16 protein-coding genes and 1 tRNA gene are annotated in these 18,488 nt (G+C 66.8%); 5 read left to right on the top strand and 12 right to left on the bottom strand.

The window, feature by feature from the left end:
• The first annotated feature begins 41 nt into the window (after positions 1–41).
• Positions 42–470, top strand: a complete 429-nt coding sequence (locus tag NNX35_RS00595) for an HIT family protein (protein ID WP_255764662.1) — start codon at positions 42–44, stop codon at positions 468–470.
• Here NNX35_RS00595 and hrpA read toward each other — a convergent pair.
• Positions 467–4,399: an ATP-dependent RNA helicase HrpA gene (hrpA, locus tag NNX35_RS00590; RefSeq protein ID WP_255866723.1), complete on the bottom strand. Its 3,933-nt coding sequence runs from the start codon at positions 4,397–4,399 to the stop codon at positions 467–469. The two genes, NNX35_RS00595 and hrpA, sit on opposite strands and share 4 nt — an antisense overlap.
• Before the next feature lie 13 nt (positions 4,400–4,412).
• Positions 4,413–5,411, bottom strand: a complete 999-nt coding sequence (locus tag NNX35_RS00585) for a YafY family protein (RefSeq protein ID WP_255866722.1) — start codon at positions 5,409–5,411, stop codon at positions 4,413–4,415.
• Positions 5,412–5,667: 256 nt separating this feature from the next.
• On the opposite strand from NNX35_RS00585, the gene fabG reads away from it, so the two are divergent.
• Both fabG and NNX35_RS00575 read left to right on the top strand, forming a co-directional pair.
• Complete coding sequence (gene fabG, locus NNX35_RS00580; protein ID WP_227918296.1) at positions 5,668–6,441, top strand: 3-oxoacyl-ACP reductase FabG; 774 nt, start codon at positions 5,668–5,670, stop codon at positions 6,439–6,441.
• A gap of 2 nt (positions 6,442–6,443) precedes the next feature.
• Positions 6,444–6,896, top strand: a complete 453-nt coding sequence (locus tag NNX35_RS00575; RefSeq protein WP_255866721.1) for a MaoC family dehydratase — start codon at positions 6,444–6,446, stop codon at positions 6,894–6,896.
• A gap of 117 nt (positions 6,897–7,013) precedes the next feature.
• Here the strand turns inward: NNX35_RS00575 and NNX35_RS00570 are convergent, their stop codons facing one another.
• The 6 genes from NNX35_RS00570 to NNX35_RS00545 form a co-directional block, all read right to left on the bottom strand.
• Positions 7,014–8,291: an ABC transporter substrate-binding protein gene (locus NNX35_RS00570; RefSeq protein WP_255866720.1), complete on the bottom strand. Its 1,278-nt coding sequence runs from the start codon at positions 8,289–8,291 to the stop codon at positions 7,014–7,016.
• Positions 8,291–9,424, bottom strand: coding sequence for a branched-chain amino acid ABC transporter permease (locus NNX35_RS00565; protein WP_255866719.1), 1,134 nt, complete (start codon positions 9,422–9,424; stop codon positions 8,291–8,293). The genes NNX35_RS00570 and NNX35_RS00565 overlap by 1 nt, the downstream gene beginning before the upstream one ends.
• A complete protein-coding gene (locus NNX35_RS00560) occupies positions 9,421–10,299 on the bottom strand; it encodes a branched-chain amino acid ABC transporter permease (protein ID WP_227918292.1) in 879 nt (292 codons plus the stop codon). The genes NNX35_RS00565 and NNX35_RS00560 overlap by 4 nt, the downstream gene beginning before the upstream one ends.
• Positions 10,299–11,018: an ABC transporter ATP-binding protein gene (locus NNX35_RS00555; RefSeq protein ID WP_255866718.1), complete on the bottom strand. Its 720-nt coding sequence runs from the start codon at positions 11,016–11,018 to the stop codon at positions 10,299–10,301. The genes NNX35_RS00560 and NNX35_RS00555 overlap by 1 nt, the downstream gene beginning before the upstream one ends.
• Entirely contained in the window at positions 11,015–11,800 is a 786-nt protein-coding gene (locus tag NNX35_RS00550) for an ABC transporter ATP-binding protein (protein ID WP_255866717.1), read from the bottom strand. The genes NNX35_RS00555 and NNX35_RS00550 overlap by 4 nt, the downstream gene beginning before the upstream one ends.
• Positions 11,801–11,906: 106 nt before the next feature.
• Positions 11,907–12,485 carry a TetR/AcrR family transcriptional regulator gene (locus tag NNX35_RS00545; protein ID WP_255764653.1) on the bottom strand — a complete coding sequence of 193 codons (579 nt, stop codon included), beginning with the start codon at positions 12,483–12,485 and terminating at the stop codon, positions 11,907–11,909.
• Between the two features lie 167 nt (positions 12,486–12,652).
• Here NNX35_RS00545 and NNX35_RS00540 point away from each other — a divergent pair, with 167 nt between their 5' ends.
• The gene (locus tag NNX35_RS00540; protein WP_255764652.1) at positions 12,653–13,102 is read left to right on the top strand and encodes a DUF6176 family protein; all 450 of its coding nucleotides are present in this window, start codon (positions 12,653–12,655) and stop codon (positions 13,100–13,102) included.
• 78 nt (positions 13,103–13,180) lie between these two features.
• On the opposite strand, the gene NNX35_RS00535 is transcribed toward NNX35_RS00540, so the two are convergent.
• Positions 13,181–13,253, bottom strand: a tRNA-Arg gene (locus NNX35_RS00535).
• A gap of 281 nt (positions 13,254–13,534) precedes the next feature.
• On the opposite strand from NNX35_RS00535, the gene NNX35_RS00530 reads away from it, so the two are divergent.
• Complete coding sequence (locus NNX35_RS00530; protein WP_255866716.1) at positions 13,535–15,409, top strand: HNH endonuclease signature motif containing protein; 1,875 nt, start codon at positions 13,535–13,537, stop codon at positions 15,407–15,409.
• Between the two features lie 155 nt (positions 15,410–15,564).
• On the opposite strand, the gene NNX35_RS00525 is transcribed toward NNX35_RS00530, so the two are convergent.
• From NNX35_RS00525 to NNX35_RS00515, 3 genes are read right to left on the bottom strand one after another with little or no spacing between them, the layout of a single operon-like run.
• A complete protein-coding gene (locus NNX35_RS00525; RefSeq protein ID WP_255866715.1) occupies positions 15,565–17,082 on the bottom strand; it encodes an FAD-dependent oxidoreductase in 1,518 nt (505 codons plus the stop codon).
• The gene (locus tag NNX35_RS00520; RefSeq protein WP_255866714.1) at positions 17,079–17,948 is read right to left on the bottom strand and encodes an FAD:protein FMN transferase; all 870 of its coding nucleotides are present in this window, start codon (positions 17,946–17,948) and stop codon (positions 17,079–17,081) included. Before NNX35_RS00520 ends, NNX35_RS00525 begins: the two co-directional genes overlap by 4 nt.
• Before the next feature lie 10 nt (positions 17,949–17,958).
• Positions 17,959–18,459, bottom strand: coding sequence for a hypothetical protein (locus NNX35_RS00515; protein ID WP_255866713.1), 501 nt, complete (start codon positions 18,457–18,459; stop codon positions 17,959–17,961).
• Between the last annotated feature and the right edge of the window lie 29 nt (positions 18,460–18,488).

Here is an 18,488-nt window from a genome sequence, read left to right as displayed (position 1 = left end):
TGTCCGCCGCCGCGTCAAAGGGACAACCTGAAGGAGCACCCATGCCTACACTCTTTACCCGGATCATCAACGGCGAAATTCCCGGACATTTCGTCTGGAAGGACGACGACGTCGTCGCGTTCCTCAGCATCGGTCCGCTCAGCGACGGCCACACCCTGGTGGTGCCGCGTGCGGAGATCAACAAGTGGACGGATGCGCCCGCGGACCTCCTGCAGAAGCTCACCACGGTGGCCCAGGCCATCGGCCAGGCGCAGGTGTCCGTCTTCGGCTCGGAGCGGGCCGGCCTCAGCATTGCCGGCTTCGAGGTGGACCACCTGCACCTGCACGTCTGGCCGGCCAATTCGCTGCAGGACTTCGACTTCAGCCGGGCCGAGTCCAACCCGGATCCCGAGCGGATGGCGGCCAACGCGGAAAAGCTGCGCCAGGGCCTGCGCGATGCCGGGCACGGGGAATCCGTTCCCGCAGCCTAGGCCGGAGCCAGCGCCGAGTTCAGGGCGGTCCGGATCCGTTTCTCCGAAACGGTCCGGGCCGTTCCCAGTTCCTGTGCAAAGAAGCTGATCCGCAGCTCCTCGATCATCCAGCGGACCTCCGCGAGTTCCGGGGGAGTGCCGCGGCCGGGCGCCAGCGCCGCCACGGCGTCGTCGTACTCGTCCTCGAGGCGGTGGATCACGGCCATGGACAGGCCGTCCCGCTGTACGTTGCCCGGAAGTTTTTCCAGCCGCCGTTCAATACCGGCCAGGTAGCGGGGCAGGTGCATCAGCTGCGCATAGCCGGTGCGGGCCACGAAACCGGGGTACACCAGGGCATCCAGCTGCGCCCTGATGTCATTCAGGGCGCTGATCAGCGCCAGCGAGGTGGTGCCCTTGAGCGCCTTCGTGATCCGCCGGGTGCTGGCCAGGATCTTCTCTACGATGGCCGTGACGGTGAAGACGGTGTCGATCAGTTCGGCACGCACTGTCTCATACAGGGCGTCGAACTCGGCCCGCGTCCACGGGAGCTTCTCCGGCGTGAGCTTGTCCACCGCGGCCAGGGTGCAGTCTTCGATGAGCGCAGCCACACTCCCGTGCGGGTTCTGGCTGAAGGTCAGCTTTTCGGTGTTGCTCAGGTGCTCCAGCACGTACTTGGCCGGGCTGGGAACGCGGAGCACCAGGAGCCGGATGACGCCGGCACGCATGGCAGCCTGCTGCTCGCCGGCACTCTGGAAGATCCGGACCCCGGCGGTGCTGCCCTCGTCCATCAGCGCCGGGTAGCCGGTCACGGTGTGGCCGGCGACGAGCCGCTGGACCTGCTTCTCCAAGGTGCCGATGCTCCACTCGGTCAGGCCGGTCTGCTCCGCCACGGAGGAACCGGTGCCGGAACCGATGCCCGTGCCGTTGACTGAGCCGATGCCTGCGCCGTTTCCGCTGCCGGCCTTGCCCTTGCCGTTGGGTCCCTTGGGGCCGCGAGGCTGGACGGTGGACGGCGTGGCGCCGAGGGATTCGGCAATGGCGCGGCGGGTGGCCGGGGCCAGGGACTCCTGCAGTGCGGCCAGGTCCTTGCCCTCGTCCAGCACCCGTCCGGCGGAATCCACTACGGTGAACGTCATCCGCAGGTGGTCCGGCACGGCGTCCCAGTTCCAGGACCCCGGCGGAATGATGGATCCCTTCAACCGGCGCAGCACCAGTTCCAGGGACGGTTCCAGCTCGTCCGAAGCGGGGTCGAAATCCGCAGCCAAGGCAGCGGCAGCCGAGCGGGCGACGTCGGGCGCCGGGACGAAATTCTTCCGCACCGCCTTGGGCAGGGACTTGATCAGCGCCGTAATGAGCTCGGCGCGAAGTCCCGGGATCTGCCAGGCAAACGGCCCCGGGGTGAGCTGGTTCAGGAACAATACGGGCACCTCGACGGTCACGCCGTCGTTGGCCGAGGGCACGCCGGGGGTGAATTCGTAGGTGAGCGGGAGTTCGAAGGACCCGTAGAAGAAGGACTTCGGGAAGTCGTTCTCGTCCAGGCCCTCGGCATCGTCCGTGCGTAGGGCGTCCGGGTCGAAGTCCAGCAGGGACGGGTTTTCGTGCCGGGCGTGCTTCCACCACTTGTCGAAGTGCCGCTCGGAGACGACGTCGGCACCCACCCGCTCGTCGTAGAACTCGAAGAGGGTTTCATCGTCCACGCGCAGCCCGCGGCGCCGGACCCGGTTCTCCAGCTCCTCCACCTCGGCCAGCAGCGCCTGGTTGCGGTGGAAGAACTTGTGGTGCGTGCGCCAGTCGCCCTCGACCAGGGCATGGCGGATGAACATCTCCCGGGAGAGCACCGGGTCGATGCGGCCGTAGTTGATGCTCCGCTGCGGAACCACCGGTACGCCGTAGAGGGTGACCTTCTCATAGGCCATCACGGCTCCGCGGCTCTTGGACCAGTGCGGTTCGCTGTAGCTGCGTTTGACCAGGTGCGGGGCCACTTCCTCGGCCCACAGTGGATCGAACTTCGCCGCCACCCGCGCCCACAGTCGCGAGGTCTCCACGAGTTCGGCGGCCATCACCCAGTCCGGGGACTTCTTGAACAACGCAGAGCCCGGGAAGACAGCGAACCGGGTGCCGCGTGCACCGGCGTATTCGCGCTTGCGCTGGTCGTAGAGGCCGATGTGGCTGAGCAGGCCGGCCAGCAGGGACATGTGGATCTCCCGGTACTTGCCGACCGGGTCCACCGGCTCCGGGGCGAGCGTGATACCCAGCGGCTTGGCCAGCTGGCGCAGCTGGGCAAAGAGGTCCTGCCATTCGCGGATGCGCAGGAAGTTCAGGAACTCGTTCTTGCACAGGCGGCGGAAGGCCGAGGAGGAGAGCTCCTTCTGCTTTTCCTCCACATAGCGCCACAGGTTCAGGAAGCCGGTGAAGTCGGAGTTCTCGTCCACGAACCGCTTGTGCATTTCGGCGGCCTTCTGGGCCCGGGCGGGGTCATCCTTGGAGGGCCGCTCGCGGGGATCCTGGATGGTCAGGGCGGCAGTGAGCACCATGACCTCCTTGGTGCAGCCGCGGTTGCCCGCTTCGACAATCATCCGGCCCAGCCGGGGGTCCACCGGAAGCTGGGACAGCTTGCGGCCCACCTCGGTGATGCCGCCCTGGGGGTGCAGTGCCCCGAGTTCGCGCAGCAGCACCGCGCCGTCGTTGATTGCCTTGGAATCCGGGGGCTGGACGAACGGGAAGTCGGCAACATCCTTGGGCCCCTTGGCCACGCCCATGGCGGCCATCTGCAGGATCACGGCGGCGAGGTTGGTGCGCAGGATTTCGGGATCGGTGAATTCGGGCCGGGACTCGAAGTCCTCCTGCGAGTACAGCCGGATGGCGATGCCGTCGGAAACGCGGCCGCAGCGGCCTGACCGCTGGTTCGCGGAGGCCTGGGAGATCCGCTCGATCGGAAGCCGCTGGACCTTGGTGCGGTGCGAATAGCGCGAGATGCGCGCCGTGCCGGTGTCGATCACGTATTTGATGCCCGGGACCGTCAGCGAGGTCTCGGCGACGTTGGTGGCCAGGACAATCCGGCGGTTCCGGCCCGGGGAAAAGACCTTGTGCTGCTCGGCAAGGGAAAGCCGGGCGAAGAGCGGCAGGATTTCGGTATTGGCCAGCCGGGGATTGCGGGCAACGGAGGAACGCAGGGCGTCTGCGGCATCACGGATTTCCCGCTCGCCCGAGAAGAACACCAGGACGTCGCCGGGTGCCTCGCGGGAGAGCTCGTCGACGGCGTCGCAGACGGCGTCCACCGGGTCCCGGTCCTCTTCCAGCTCGTCTTCGATGCCGTCTTCGTCGGTGCCCCCGTCCGCCGGCTGGTTCAGCGGGCGGTAGCGGATCTCCACCGGGAAGGTACGGCCGGACACCTCGATGATGGGTGCAGGGGTGCCGTTGAGGGCGAAGTGTTCTGCGAACCGCTGCGGATCGATGGTGGCCGAGGTAATGATGACCTTCAGGTCGGGGCGCGCCGGCAGCAGCCGGCGCAGGTACCCGAGAATGAAGTCGATGTTCAGGCTGCGCTCGTGGGCCTCATCGATGATGATGGTGCTGTACTTCTTCAGCTTCGGATCATGGCGGATCTCCGCCAGCAGGATGCCGTCGGTCATCAGCTTGACCTTGGTTTTCCGGCCGGTCTCACCGGTGAAGCGGACCTGGAAGCCCACTTCCTCGCCGAGCTCGACGTCGAGCTCGGAAGCGATCCGCTCGGCGACGGTGCGCGCGGCAAGGCGCCGGGGCTGGGTGTGCCCGATCAGGCCGTTCTCGGCCAGGCCCAGTTCCAGGCACATCTTCGGAATCTGCGTGGTTTTTCCGGACCCGGTTTCGCCCGCGATGACGGTGACCTGGTTGGCGGCAATCGCTGCCATGATGTCTTCGCGGCGTTCGGAAACGGGCAGCTGTTCGGGATAGGAAATTGTCAGTGCCATGATTGCCACCAGTCTAGTGGCTCGGCCGGACGGTCTTTCCGGATTCCGCCGTGGGCGGGATTTCGATGGCGCGCTGCAGCAGGGAGACCACGCTGCGGGCCCGCTCGCGCATCTCCGGCGGGTCGAGGATTTCGAAGGGCACGCCCCAGGCTGTCAGGTTGATCAGGGGCAGGTCCAGGGAGTCCCAGCCGCCGCGCACGATGGTGTGCCCGGGGCCGTCCGCTTCAATGCTGGCCACATCCGGGGGGACCCGCTCGGCAACCGCCGCCAGTGGTGCAGCCAACCGCACCACCACGGAGTAGCGGTAGGGGTTGCGGGTAATCGATTCCTGGACGTAGGCGGCGAGGTCCCGGGCCGGGAGGGGCCGGGGCGCGAACCGCCCGCGCGGGGCGGGGGTGCTGGTGCAGCGGTCCACCCGGAAGGTCCGCCAGTCAGCGCGGTCCAGGTCCCAGGCGACGGCGTACCAGCGCCTGCCCGTGCCGACCAGCCGGTAGGGTTCCACGACCCGGCGTCCGGAGCCGCCGTCGGCCGCGGTGTAACGGAAGCTCAGGACCCGGTGTTCGGTGATGCCGGCGGAAAAGGCGGTGAGGATTCCCGGGTCGACGCCGCCCGGCGGCCCGGCGAGTGTGGAGACGGATTGGCGCAGGGCGGAGAACTTGGGACGGAGCCGCCCGGGCAGGACCTGTTCCAGCTTTGCCAGTGCCCGAACCGACGCTTCCCCGATTCCGGTCACCGGTCCCGTTGCCACGGCGGCAAGCCCGAGTGCGACGGCGAGGGCTTCGTCGTCGTCGAGCAGCAGCGGCGGCAGCTGCGCGCCGGCGCCTAGCTGGTAGCCGCCGGCAATGCCCGGGGATGCTGAGATGGGATAGCCGAGGGTGCGCAGCTTGCCGATGTCGCGGCGTACCGTGCGTTCGGTAATGGACAACCGTTCCGCGAGCGCTGCCCCGGTCCACTCGCGCCGCAGCTGCAGCAGCGAAAGCAGCTGCAGGAGCCGGGCGGAAGTCTCCAACATGGAATCAAAACTACGCGTCAATGCGGTCGAAAGCTGACCTGTTCCGGAACTAATTCCAGCGGGAAGCCGCCTTTGCCGGCGGGGCGCAGGCGGGTCAGTAGACGGTCCCGTCCCGGGAACGGTGGGACGGGAGGCCGGGGAGCCGGCCGTGACCGTCGCCCGGCGGCCTCCCGTTGCGCCCGTACCGTCCGGTCGGTACCCTCGCAAAAGAGACGCAGCACACACCCGGTGCGCTGCCGCCACCGGCAGGAGAGACATGACTGAGGCACCAGCACAATTGGACCAGCGCACCGCCGTCGTCACCGGAGCAGGACGCGGGATCGGCGCAGCGGTTGCGATGCGGCTCGCAGCGGACGGGCACCGCGTCGCCGTCCTTGACCTGCGGGAGGAGGACACGGCCGCCACGGTGGAGGCCATCAACAACTCCGGCGGCAAAGCCGTGGGCGTAGGCGCCGACGTCGCCGATGCCGCCGCCGTCGAGCAGGCAGTGGGCCGCATCGCCGAGGAGCTGGGGGCGCCCACCATCCTGGTCAACAACGCGGGCATCCTGCGGGACAACCTGCTGTTCAAGATGACGGACACGGACTGGGATGCGGTGATGGGCGTGCACCTGCGCGGAGCGTTCCTCATGAGCCGGGCGGTGCAGGCGCACCAGGTGCAGCAGAAATGGGGGCGCATCATCAACCTCTCCAGCACCTCCGCCCTCGGCAACCGCGGCCAGGCGAACTACGCCGCAGCCAAGGCCGGCATCCAGGGCTTCACCAAGACACTGGCCATCGAACTGGGCCGCTACAACGTCACGGTCAACGCGATTGCCCCCGGCTTCATCCAGACGGACATGACACGGGCGACGGCGGAACGCGTGGGAGTGCCGTTCGAAGACTTCGTGGCGCATGCGGCGAAGGAGATTCCCGTGGGACGGGCCGGAAACCCGGCGGACATCGCTGCGGCGGCGTCCTTCTTTGCCCGCGAGGAGGCCTCGTTCGTTTCCGGACAGGTGCTCTACGTCGCCGGCGGACCGAAGGCCTAGCTGTGGCGCATTTCGGTTCCGTGCAGGAACTCCAGGAAGCAGTGGGGAGCCAGGAAACCAGCGAGTGGGTCCTCATTGACCAGGAACGCGTGAACCTGTTCGCCGAGGCCACTGATGACCACCAGTGGATCCATGTGGATCCCGAACGTGCCGCCAAGGGCCCCTTCGGCGGCACCATTGCGCACGGCTATCTGAGCCTGGCCCTGCTGCCGGCGCTCGCCTCCGGCCGGTTCCGGGTGGACGGCATGGTGATGGGGGTGAACTACGGCCTGGACCGGGTGCGTTTCCCGCACCCGGTGCCGGTGGGCAGCCGGGTGCGTGCCCGGTCGGAGATCGCCTCGGTGGAGACCGTGGCGCAGGGGGTGCGGGTCAAACTCATGGTCACCATCGAGATCGAGGGCGTGGACAAGCCGGCCTGCGTCGCGGAGTCGATTTCGCTGTACGTGCTGGGGTAGCTGACCCTGCACCGCTGCAACAAACACTGAGGGCCCGTCCAATCGGACGGGCCCTCAGCGTTTGTTGGGCTGCTGGTTTGTTGGGCTGCCTTGCGTGCCGGTTGGCCGGCGCTGCCCCTACTCGGGCAGGCCGTCTGCCGGCATGGCAGGCCGTTCTTCGGTGTACTCCTCCACCTCGTCACCCGTTACCACGAACGGGGTGCCGAAGTAGGACTGCACGCCGTTGTCCACCCGGGTCAGCATTGCTCCGGTGTATCCCTGGTGGCTGTCTTCGCCGAAGCCCAGCGGCGCGTGGCCGTTGCCGGTGACGTTGCCGGATTCGAGTGCTTCGAGCAGGGATTCCCGGGTCGGGTTCTCCCCGGCTTCCTTCAGCGCCTCAACGAAGAGGTAGCCGATGGACATTCCGAAGATGGTGTTGCCGTCAAACGGAGCCCCGGCGTTGTATTCCTCGTTGATCTCGGAGAATTTTGCCGTCCATTCGTCCTCGGTGTCCGAGTAGGAAGGAAGGTAGTTGGCACTGACGAAGCCCTGCAGCAGCTTGTTCGTGTTCTCGCCGAGGTATCCGGACAGGGTGTTCAGATCTCCGCCCGCCGAGGACGCCATCCACTGCGGGAAGTAGCCGAGTTTCGCGGCCGTCCCCACAGCCTGGGCGCTGAAGCCGTTGATGGTGGCCAGGAAGTTCACCTCGCAGCCGGCTTCCTTCATCGCACTGATTTGCGCCGCAATATCGGTATTGGCCGTGGAATAGACCTGGGTGTCGGCCAGTCCGTCCTCTCCGAGCACCGCTTCAAGCCCTGCCTGGAATTCCTCGCCGAAGTCATCATCCTGGCCGAAGAAGCAGTAGGTCTTGTCCGGGAACTCCTCCTGCGCGTAAGTGGCCAGGATCCGTGACTCGGTGGGGTAGTCCACCATGAAGCCGTAGGTGTACGGGTAGTCGTCGGGCTGGTTCCAGATGGGGCTGCCGGAAGCCACGAAGAGATCCGGCACTTCGTTATCGTTCACGAAGTCCAGGACGGCGCTGTGCGGCGGCGTGCCGAGACCGCCCACCAGGGCGAAGACCTCGTCCTGGAGCACCATCTCGCGTACCGCTGTCTGGGTGTTGGCGGGGTTGTAGCCGTCATCCTTCACGATGTACTCAATAGTGCGGCCGTTGACTCCGCCGTTGTCGTTCACGTAATCGAAGTACGCCTTCGTGGCCGGTGAAATCGTCGAGTAGCCGGCCGCTGCCGGTCCGGTGAGCGGCTGGTGCGTACCGACGGTGACGGTGGTGTCGGTGATTCCGGGAACGTCTTCGGCAGCCGGCTCGCCTCCCTCGTCCGGTGAAGCACATGAGGCCAGGCCGAGGGCAGCGGCTGCAAGGACGGCGGTACCCAGTCGGAGCTTGGAACGGATCATCATTGACCTTTCGGGGTTGCCGGTAGCTGCTCGGGCTCGTGCCGGGCGGATAACCGGGTTGGTGTACTGGATGCTGGTGATGGTGCGGTTTTGGGGGACTGCGGCGGAACGGAAGCGGAACGGGCCTGACCCAGCCGGCGGCCGGCCCGGACCAGCAGGCCCTGGATGCCCTGCGGGGCCAGCAGCACCACGAGGACCAGGACCAGTCCGAAGATGGCCACCGCAAGGTTGCCGTCCAGCCGCTGGGCCAGGTCCGTGGACAGTTCGAGCCGGGAAGTGGCCGTACTGATCAGATGCGGCAGGGCAACCAGGAGCGCGGCGCCCCAGACTGCTCCGGTCAGGGAACCGATGCCGCCGACCACGGCGGCCATGAGCAGGAAGAGGGAGAACACCAGTGAATAGGCCCCTGGACTGGCGCTCTGCGTGGTGTACGCCAGCAGGCCGCCGCCCATGCCGGCCGCGGCCGAGCTGATGACGAAGGCGGTGACTTTGGTGCGGGCCGGGTTGATGCCGGCGAGCGCCGCCGCCACCGGGTTATCCCGCACGGCCCTCAGGTGCCGGCCGAAGCGTCCGTGCAGCAGGTTCGCCAGCAGGGTCAGGACCAGGACGGAACAGACGACGGCGAGCCACGCCTGCCACGCTTCATTGGACACCATGCCGCGCAGCGAGGACGGGCGTTTCTCCACGGAGATCCACAATCCCTGGTCGCCGCCGAGCACTGAGGAAAAGGTGCTGGTGACCGCGGGAAGAGCCACCACCAGCGCCATGGTGAAGCCGGCCAGATAGGGGCCGTGAAGCCGCCCGGCAGCGAGTCCGATCACCAGGCCGAGGACGGCTGCACCGAAGACAGCTGCAACCGGCGGCACCAGGAGCAGCAGCGGGCCCTCCGTGCCGGCGTCGGCCATCGTGTTGGCGGTCAACGCGTAGCTGTACGCTCCGGCGGCCATGAGGGCCGCCTGCCCAAGGGACAGCTGGCCGCCGGCGCCCGTCAGCAGGGTGAGCCCGGCGATGCCGCACAGATAGGCGCAGGCAGTGGCGAGCTGATACGAGGAGAACGACGGAATGACGAACGTGAGGCCAATCAGCAGGACCATCGCTGCCCCGGCAAAGCCGTACCGCTTGCTGACGCTCATACCGTTCGCTCCTTGGTCATTGAGAAGATTCCGCCGGGGCGGACCAGCAGCACGGCCAGCAGCAGGACCAGGATGGCGATGGGAGCCAGGGTGGCGCCCCCGTAGCCGCTGACCCAGCTCAGCAGCACGCCCACGGCCAATCCGCCCAGGACGGCACCGGCGGGGGAATCCAGTCCGCCGATGACGGCAACGGTGAACGCATAGACGAAGACCGTGTCCGCGGCGTGCGGATTGAGCCCCAGTTCGGTGGGGATGACCAGCAGGGCGGCGAGTGCGCCCAGGGCGGAGGACATGGCCCAGCCAAGGGTGAGCATCCGCGAGGTCCGCACGCCGAGGAGCCGGGCCAGATCGGGGGCGAAGGCGGAGGCCCGCAGCCGCAGTCCCAGGGGCGTCTTCGTGAACAGCAGGACCAGGCCGCCGACCAAAAGGGCTATGCAGGCAAACACGAAGAGGTCATAGGAGGAGAAGACGGTGATGCCGAAGATCTCCACCGGGTTTGAGCTGAACGGCGTCACCATGGTCCGGTAGCTGTTCCCGAACACCATGCCCAGGATGGCTTGGATCAGCATCAGCAGGCCCAGCCCGGCAATGACCGGGTTCAAGGCGGAGCCGTTGCCCACGAAGCGCATGACGCCGCGTTCCACCAGGGCTCCGATCAGGAAACCCGCCAGGAGCGCTGCGGCAAGTCCCGCCCAGTAGCTCCCGGTGAGGGCGGTGACCGTGAAGGCGATGTAGGTTGCCGCCACCGCCATGGCGCCCTGCGCAAAGTTCACGATCCGCGCAGCACGCCAGATCAGCACCAGGGAGAGCGCGAAGGCAGCGAGTACTGCACCGCGGGCGAGGCCGTCAAAGGTGAGGAAGAGAAATCTGTCCATTAGAACCCCAGGTAGGTGTGGCGGAGGTCGGTGTCTTCGGCCAGCTCGGCCGCCGGCCGCGAGGCGACAATCCGGCCCAGGTTGAGTACGACGCCGTGGTCCGCGACCGCGAGCGCGCTCCGGACGTTCTGCTCGATCAGCAGTACGGTCAGGCCGGTCTCATCGCGGAGGCGGCGCAGCATGCCCAGGATCTGTGCGGTCACCTTGGGGGCCAGCCCCAGGGACGGCTCGTCCAGCAGGAGGAGCGACGGTGCGGCCATCAGGGCCCGCCCCAGCGCAAGCATCTGGCGCTCGCCGCCGGAGAGCTGGTGTCCGGCAGCCTTCCGGCGCCGTGCAAGGGGCTCGAACAGTTCGTACATCGCGGTGAGCACCTCATCCGCTGCCTTACGGTCCTTCCGCCACAGCCCGCCCAGGCGCAGGTTTTCATCCACCGTCAGTTCGGTGATGACGCCGCGGCCTTCGGGAACCAGTGCGACGCCGTGGCGCACCATGTCCTCGACCGGCACCCGGGTCAGGTCCTTGCCGTCCTTGATGCGGATACTGCCGGCCGAAGGCCGCAGCTGGCCGGTGATGGTCCGCAGGAGGGTGGTCTTTCCGGCGCCGTTGGCTCCGACGACGGTGGTGATGGAGCCCTCCGAAACGGAAAGATCGATCCCGTGCAGTACGCGGACGGCGCCGTAGCCTGCGCTGACGCCTTCCAATACCAGCGCGCCTGTCATGCCACCTCAACTCCCAGGTAGGCATCTGCGACGGCGGGATCGGCGCCGATTTCGGCCGGTGTGCCTTCGGCGATCAGACGGCCGAAGTCCAGCACGGCGATGCGGTCGCAGACCTCCATGACCAGGTCCACGTGGTGTTCCACGAGCACCACCGAACACCCGTCGCCGGGCACGGTGCGGATGATGGAAGCCAGTTCCTCAATGTCGTCATGGCTGAGTCCGCCTGCAGGTTCATCCAGCAGCAGCAACCTCGGTTCGCTGACCAGTGCCCGGGCCAGGGCCACCTTCTTGCGGATTCCGTAGGGGAGGGTGTCGGGCAGGGAAGCCGCGTACCCGGCGATGCCGAGGGCTTCCAGTGCTTGCATCGACCGCTCTGCGAGCCGGGCTTCGCGCCGGACGGAGCCTGGCAGGGCCAGGAGGTCGAGTCCTCCGCGTGAGCCGGCTGCCAAGCCCGTCGTGACGTTCTGCAGCACGGTCAGCCCGGGGAACAGGCCGAGCCCCTGCAGGGTGCGTGCTACTCCGGAGCGGGTCAGGCGGTGCGGACGAGGGACAAACCCCTGTCCATCCAGCTCCAGGCTGCCTGCCGTGGGTGGGAACACCCCGCAGATCACGTTGAACAGGGTGGTCTTTCCGGCTCCGTTGGGGCCCATAACCCCCACGATCCTGCCGGCGGGGATGTCCAGGGACACCGAATCCAGCGCGGTGAGTCCGCCGAACCGGACGGTGATCCCGTCCAAGCGGAGACGCGGCGGTTCCGACCGGTCGGTATGTTGCTCCTGCATGAGTACTCCATCGTCTCTGCTCTTACCTTGCATGGTGCTGTCTCGAAGGTGGTGCGGGAGGTGCGGTGGTGCGGTATTGATGCGGTGCGATGCTGCGGTAAATCGGTTACTTTGCCTGCAGTCCGGCCAGGTAAAGATCGGTCAGTTGTGCGGCTGCCTGTTCGCGGCTGATGGACCCGCCGGGGGAGTACCAGTACGAGAGGTAGTGCGGGTCGGAGAAGAAGTTGGCAGCCAGCACAGGTATCGGAATGTCGGTGCGGAAGACGCCGTCGGACTGGCCGCGGACCAGGATGGCGGTGAACGCCTCGTTGTATTCGCGTCGCCTCCGCTTCACTTCCTCCTGGCGGTCCTCGCTGAGCATGTGCTGGGAGCGGAAGAACACGGATCCTTCACGGATCCAGTCGATGGACGTCATGATCACGTCCTCGCAGACCAGTCTCATGGTTTCAGCCGCCGGCAGGCCCCGCCCGATGATCTCGGTCAGGTGCTCGCGCTGGAGCGTCAGGATGCGGTCGTAGATGTCAAAGAGCAGATCGTCCTTGGAATTGAAGTAGTGATAGAGAGCGCCTTTCGTCACCCCGGCCGCGTCAACGATCTGCTGCACGCTCGTCTTTGCGTAGCCGTGCCGCGCGAAAAGCTCCACGGAGGTCCGTGCGAGCTCTTCCTTGATGTTCAGGGTCTTCATGCGGGGTGGTGTCCGGGTTTCTCGTGAAGCGGACCGGCGGTAGGAACCGACCGGTTGGTATGTGCGAACACCATAACCCCGAAGGGGGCGGGCTGCGCAAGGGTTTGGCCGAAAGAATTCCGGCGGGAGGTCCATGCCGCCTTGGCGATTCCCCTAAAGTCATGCGCATGACTCCTTCCACGCACCCGCCTATTCCGTTCGAGCCTGCTGCCCGGGACTTCCCCGGCTGGACCATGCCGCCGTCCGTGCCGGAGGGCATGCGGATGGAGTTGAGCCGGGCACGGCTGCTGGATTCCCGCGAGTCTTCGTTCGATGACTGGATGACAATGCTCCACGAGCGCTACGACGAATGCCTGGCTACGCTGGGCCGGGAACTCATGGCACTGGAAGCCACGTTCCTGAACCAGGAAGCGGACGGGTCCTGGTGGATGTACCACTTCCAGCTGATGGGAAATGCCAGCCCCGGGTTAGTACCCGACAATCCCTTGGACCAGGCACACCTGGAGTACGGGAAAAAGACCAAGCATCCGGGGTGGGAAGAGCTCCAGCCGCGGTTCTTCCTCTGCCCGCCGGCGGTGCGTGCCGCCGTCGAGGGTGCCGGGGGTGCCGGGGGCTAGGCGCACGCTGGGACATCGCCGTGAAACAAGAAGAACCCCGCAGCCGGGGCTGCGGGGTTCTTCTCTTATGTCTCAATGTGCCCTCGATAGGATTCGAACCTACGGCCTGTTGCTCCGGAGGCAACCGCTCTATCCCCTGAGCTACGAGGGCAAGGACTGCAGGTAAACCGGCAGGTCCTGTGGGACTCAAGAAGCTTAGCAGGTTTCAGGCGGGCGGGGAAAACCTGCCGCTACCGCGGATGGGCTGGGTGCCGGACTCGTTTCCTGTGCCGTTTCCGAGCGCTTTAACTGCGTCGCCTGAAACCGGTGGTTCAGGTTCGTTTGTGCGGGTAGGTAGTGGTTTCAAAAAGACGCGTATTTTCGGTTTCTGGGAGCCCCCTTTTGGGCCTGTTTTCGGCCTGAAAATGTCAGTGCCGGATGAAATCCTGAGGTATGGATCAGCCCGGGAATACGAAACCGACAACTGAAGAGCAGAGCGGTGAGAACCAGCAGGCGGAAGAGCAGGCCGGCGACACAGAGCCGCCTTGTCCTTCCGTCACCCTGGCGGTGTATCGGGCTGAACTGGCTGTCGGGCCTGTCGGGCCTGTCGGGCCTGAGGGGACGGTTGGCGCGAGTGCAGACACTTCCAGTGCCACTCCGGAGAACGACGCCGAGCATGGCACCCGGTCAGCTGACAATCCCGTTCCTGATGCCGGCCCTCTTCATGCCTGCCACTCCTCTGCCGAGCCGGCCGATTCCGGAGCTTCCGCCACCAGCCTCAATCCTGACGGCGAGACCACTGATGCCGGCGCCTCCGGAACCGATAGTTTTGCCGACGCTTACCCGGATGGTTTCACCGGGACCCTTGCGTTGCAGAACCTTGAAGCCTTCGACGAAGCCGCGGTTGGTGAGGCCTTGGTCCGGGTGGAGCATCTGGTTTCCTGGGGGCAGGCGCAGCGGTCCCGCCTACTGCACCGGATGGAGGAAATCTTCCGGGACAAGTTCTTCGACCCGTCGGAGCGGGATAAACCCGGGATCGCTTTCAGCCTCGCGGCTGCCGAATGTGCCGCCATCCTGAATGTTCCGCAGGTGACGGGTCAGCGGCTGCTGAGCGAGGCCGGGCAGCTGTGCGGCACCCATACGGCGACCCTGGCCGGGCTGGAGGAGGGGCGGTTCTCGTACCAGCATGCCCAGGTGGTCCTGGAGCAGTGCCAGAACGTTCCTGCGGAGAAACTCCCCGGGTTCGAGGCCGACCTACTGGCAGCAGCTCCGGGTCAGACGCGGGCGCAGTTCTCGGCCAAGGCCCGGCGGCTGCGCGAAAAGACGTTCCCGGAGACCATAAGCAAACGGCACCTGACCGCTTTCGAGCAGCGCAAGGTCACCCTGGACCGCGAAGAAGACGGTATGTCCTGCCTCTCGGCTCACCTGCGTGCTGCGGAAGCGCATCAGATTTACACGGCTCTCAGCACTGCGGCGCGGGGTGAGCAGGCGGGAGGAGATTCCCGGACCACGGACCAGCTGCGTGCCGACATCCTGGCCCAGCTGCTGATGGGCGGCACAGGTTCAGCCGGTGCTGGCGGGGTGGGCGGCGCAGGTTCGACCGGTAATGGCGGGGTGGGCGGCGCAGTCGGTGAGAGCGGAACCGGCGGCGGCGCGACAACAGGTGCGCGCGGAACCGGTAACGATGGCGCCGGACCTGACGAGGGAATCATCCCGAGGGCGGAAATCATGGTCCTGATCAACGCCGAAACCCTCTTCGGAGCCAATGACCAGCCGGCAGAACTGCATGGCTACGGCCCCATCAGCGCCGAAGCCGCCCGCCGACTGGCCCGCAACGCCGTCGGATGGACCGGACTGGCCCAAAACCCGCACACCGGAGAGATCCTGGGGGTGGGACGGCGCAGAAAAGTCCCGGCCGGGCTCCGCCGCTGGCTCCGCGCAAGGGACGGAACCTGCCGGTTTCCCGGCTGCCGGGTCAGCACCGCAAACGCGGACATCGACCACACCATCGACTGGGCTCGAGGCGGACCCACGGACCACGGAAACCTGGAACACCTCTGCCGCCGGCACCACCGGTTCAAGACCCTCGGTTACTGGAAAGCCTGCCAGCCAATCCCCGGGGTGATTGAGTGGACGTCGCCCGCCGGCCGCGTCTACCGCACGGAGCCGTTTCTGGAACTCGGGCCCCCGGACACGGCATCTGATCCGCGGAAAGACCCGCGACAGGAACATGGACAGGCCGATCACAGGCAGACGGAGCATATGCAGAAGGATCACGCGCGAACGAACCCCGAGCAGAAGGAACCGGAACAGGCGCCTCCGTTCTGAGCGGCCCGCTCAGGAGAATCGCGGAACCCCTGGCAGCAGGGGTGCGAGCCCGGACCCGCGTCTGGAGGAGCCTGCTTCCAGCGGGCCTGCCGTCTTCCCGGGTCCGCTTTAGGGAGTCTCAGAGCTTTAGGGAGTCCCGGAACTGGAACGGATCCTTAGTAGCCGAGGAACGGGTCGGTATGGATCCGCCTGCCGCCGGCACCGCGGACGGCCTTGCGGGCAGCAGCCACCGCCTGCGGCGAACCCGAAACATAGATCGTCCGAGCAGCCAGGTCGGGAACCTCCCCACGCAGGACCGCAGCATCGGGAAGCCTCGGACCCAACCAGGTCCAGCCCGGGATCGCCGGATCCGACGGCGTGCAGACCAGCACCCGAACCCCCAGTTCCTGCAGCTCCCCGGCATAGGCAAGCTCGTCAACAGAGGATGCCGCGTAGACCAGCACAATGTCCCGGTCCTCGCCGCGGACCTGCCGCAGCTGGCTGATGAAAGGAGTGATGCCGATACCCGAAGCGATCATCAGCACCGGTGTCCGTGCGTCCCGCGGCAAGAGGAAGTCGCCGGCAACGGTTGTGGCGGTCACCTCCGCTCCGGGACGCATCTTCAACAGGGCGGTCTTGAAAGTGCTCCCCGGTTCGGCCACGCGCAGCCCCACCGCCACCGTGCCGGGTTCCGACGGGGCAGTAGTGATGCTGAAAATACGCCGTGCCCCCCGCGCGTCCGGCTCAAAATGCGGCACGGCAAGCTCCATGTACTGGCCGGCACGGAAGCGGACAGGACGTGCCGGCTCGAACACCAGCTCACGGGACGTAGGGGTCAGCTCCCGGGTTTCGCGCAGCCGCAGCCGGACAGCTCCGCGCTGGCCCATCACGAACGCAAGGACGTTCCCGACCAGCAGCGCCAGCTCCGGGGACATCATCACCGGGCCAAAGGACAGCGGCACGGCGAAGAGAACCCCAACGACGACGGCCTCCGCCAGGCGCTGGGCGCGCAGCGGCGGCAGGGTCAGCGGTTCGGTGAGCATAAAGCCGGCCAGGAACACCAGCGGATAGCTTCCGACGATGGTGGCCAGGGCGTAGGAGACGGACTCACCGCCGGCGAGGAAGCGGGCCAGGACAACAACCCCGGCAGTAAGGGCGAAAACCCCGGCCATTGGCAGCAGGCGGTTCCGGTACAGGACCAGGACGGCGGCCGGAAGGACAGCGATCAGCATGCCCGGAGTCGCCACCCACCAGACAGCACCGCCCAGCCCGGTCACCGCCACCGCAAACGCCCCCGCCGCAGCCGGGTTGAAGATGTGCCGCCGCCGGAACACCAGGAGATATTTGGAAGCCGTCGCCACTGCCCCGGCAAGGGCCACGCAACCCAGCTGCGCGCCGTCGGTGCTGGGCCAGAAGAGGAAAAACAGGAGCAGGCCGGTGATCAGCGAGGAGTCGGTCTGCGGACGGGTGCGAAGCAGCAGCCCGGCCACACGGCTGGTGACCAGGGTGGAGGCCACCGCCGTCACCGCCGTCGCCCCCAGTTCTGCCGGCGTGTAGAACAGCACCCCGGCGAAGGAAAGGACAAAGGACCAGGCAGCAATTGCCAGCAGCACCCAGACGGTGAACCGGTACATGGTCCAGCGCCCGAGGAAGGTGTTCAGGGTGCGGGGAGCGGCGGGGGCGGAAACGCTCATGGGAATAGGACTCCAGCCATTGCAGGGGAATAGTCGGCCCGGCCGTCGGTGAACATCCGGACATAGTCAAAGGTGAACGCACCGGCCAGCTCCTGCGGCTCGGCGAAGAACAGGGCGGTGGCCAGGCCGTCCGCCGTCATGGCGTCCGCGGCCAGCACCCAGGTGGCCGCCACGGTATCCACCGGAAAACCGGTGCGGGCATCGAGCACGTGGTGCAGTCCGTCTCCCCACTGCCGGCGGTTGACGGCCGAGGCGCACAGTGCACGGTCCGAGAGGGTCAGCACCCCGATGGCCCGCTTCGCGTCATACGGATGCTCCAACGCAATCCGCAGGGGAGCGGCGCCGGCATGGCGAAGGTCCGAACCGGCGTCCACCACGTATCCCCCGTGACCTGCGGTTTCCAGGACCCCGCTGACCAGGTCCACCAGCTGGCCCTTACCGGCGGCACCGATATCGAAGGTCACCGGCACGGCAGTGGTCATCAGGGTTCCCCGGCCGTCGGTGGTCCAGGACACGGTCTCCGTCCAAGCAGCTGCGGGAGCGGGTGGTCCGGAAGGCAGGAAGCTGTATCCGGCGTCGTACCCCAACACCTCCAGCGAGCGCCCCACCAGCGGGTTGACCGCGCCACGGGTGATCTGCTGCAGCGAATCGAAGAGCCGCAGCAGTGGCGCGGCCGAAGCGGGCAGGGCAAAGCTGCCCGCAGCCTCGGCCATCCGCGCAACCGTGGAATCGGAGCGGAAGCGCGAATAGGTGCGGTCATAACTGTCGACCACGTCCGCGACAGCAGCCCGGGTGGCGGAATCCAAAGGCGCGGCAGTGGAGAGGGACCACTGCGTGCCGATCGCCTCGAACCCCAGGGTATGCACGGGTGCTGTCCTAGGAGGCAGCTTCGGACCGGATGGCGTCCAGGGCGCGGTTGAAGCCCTCGCTGGTCAGCGAGGATCCGGCCACCTTGTCCACGTCCAGCTCGTCGAGGTTCCTGCCGACTACCTGCTCCTTCACATTGGACGTGAATTCACGCTGGTACTGCTTGGACGTCGGGTTCTTCTGCGAGGTCTCCACCTCCAGCTCCGTCACCACGCTGCCCTCGAGCCGCAGCGTCACGTCCACGTCCTCGGAAGTGCCCGACGGCGGGATGTAGCTTCCGGTGCCGGAGTACTCGCCGTCGGCGTAGCTGCCGGAACCGGCTGCAGCGTCGGGGGAGGATGCTGCGGAAGACTCGGGGGACGAAGCAGGGGAGGAAGCAGGGGAAGCTGCAGGGGACTTCGCCGGGGCCTCGCCGGCGTCGACGGTTTCCTCGCCCGCGGCACAGCCGGCGGCAGACAGCAGGGACAGGCCGGCGGCGGCACACAGCAGGGACTTGCTCGCTCGGTTCACGGTTCTCCTTGGAGTGGGGCGCTTTGATC

This window comes from Arthrobacter sp. zg-Y844 (genome assembly GCF_024385465.1).
Taxonomy (GTDB): domain Bacteria; phylum Actinomycetota; class Actinomycetes; order Actinomycetales; family Micrococcaceae; genus Arthrobacter_B.
The sequence above is the reverse complement of the archived record's forward strand: the minus strand, read 5'-3'. Positions and strand labels throughout refer to the sequence as shown.

Bases quoted from the DNA above. Each gene is read 5' to 3' on its own strand.
- NNX35_RS00545 (WP_255764653.1), bottom strand. From the start codon at position 12,485: ATGAAGACCCTGAACATCAAGGAAGAGCTCGCACGGACCTCCGTGGAG.
- NNX35_RS00560 (WP_227918292.1), bottom strand. From the start codon at position 10,299: ATGGACAGATTTCTCTTCCTCACCTTTGACGGCCTCGCCCGCGGTGCA.
- NNX35_RS00595 (WP_255764662.1), top strand. From the start codon at position 42: ATGCCTACACTCTTTACCCGGATCATCAACGGCGAAATTCCCGGACAT.
- fabG (WP_227918296.1), top strand. From the start codon at position 5,668: ATGACTGAGGCACCAGCACAATTGGACCAGCGCACCGCCGTCGTCACC.
- hrpA (WP_255866723.1), bottom strand. From the start codon at position 4,399: ATGGCACTGACAATTTCCTATCCCGAACAGCTGCCCGTTTCCGAACGC.
- NNX35_RS00540 (WP_255764652.1), top strand. From the start codon at position 12,653: ATGACTCCTTCCACGCACCCGCCTATTCCGTTCGAGCCTGCTGCCCGG.
- NNX35_RS00555 (WP_255866718.1), bottom strand. From the start codon at position 11,018: ATGACAGGCGCGCTGGTATTGGAAGGCGTCAGCGCAGGCTACGGCGCC.
- NNX35_RS00565 (WP_255866719.1), bottom strand. From the start codon at position 9,424: ATGAGCGTCAGCAAGCGGTACGGCTTTGCCGGGGCAGCGATGGTCCTG.
- NNX35_RS00530 (WP_255866716.1), top strand. From the start codon at position 13,535: ATGGATCAGCCCGGGAATACGAAACCGACAACTGAAGAGCAGAGCGGT.
- NNX35_RS00550 (WP_255866717.1), bottom strand. From the start codon at position 11,800: ATGCAGGAGCAACATACCGACCGGTCGGAACCGCCGCGTCTCCGCTTG.
- NNX35_RS00570 (WP_255866720.1), bottom strand. From the start codon at position 8,291: ATGATCCGTTCCAAGCTCCGACTGGGTACCGCCGTCCTTGCAGCCGCT.
- NNX35_RS00585 (WP_255866722.1), bottom strand. From the start codon at position 5,411: ATGTTGGAGACTTCCGCCCGGCTCCTGCAGCTGCTTTCGCTGCTGCAG.
- NNX35_RS00525 (WP_255866715.1), bottom strand. From the start codon at position 17,082: ATGAGCGTTTCCGCCCCCGCCGCTCCCCGCACCCTGAACACCTTCCTC.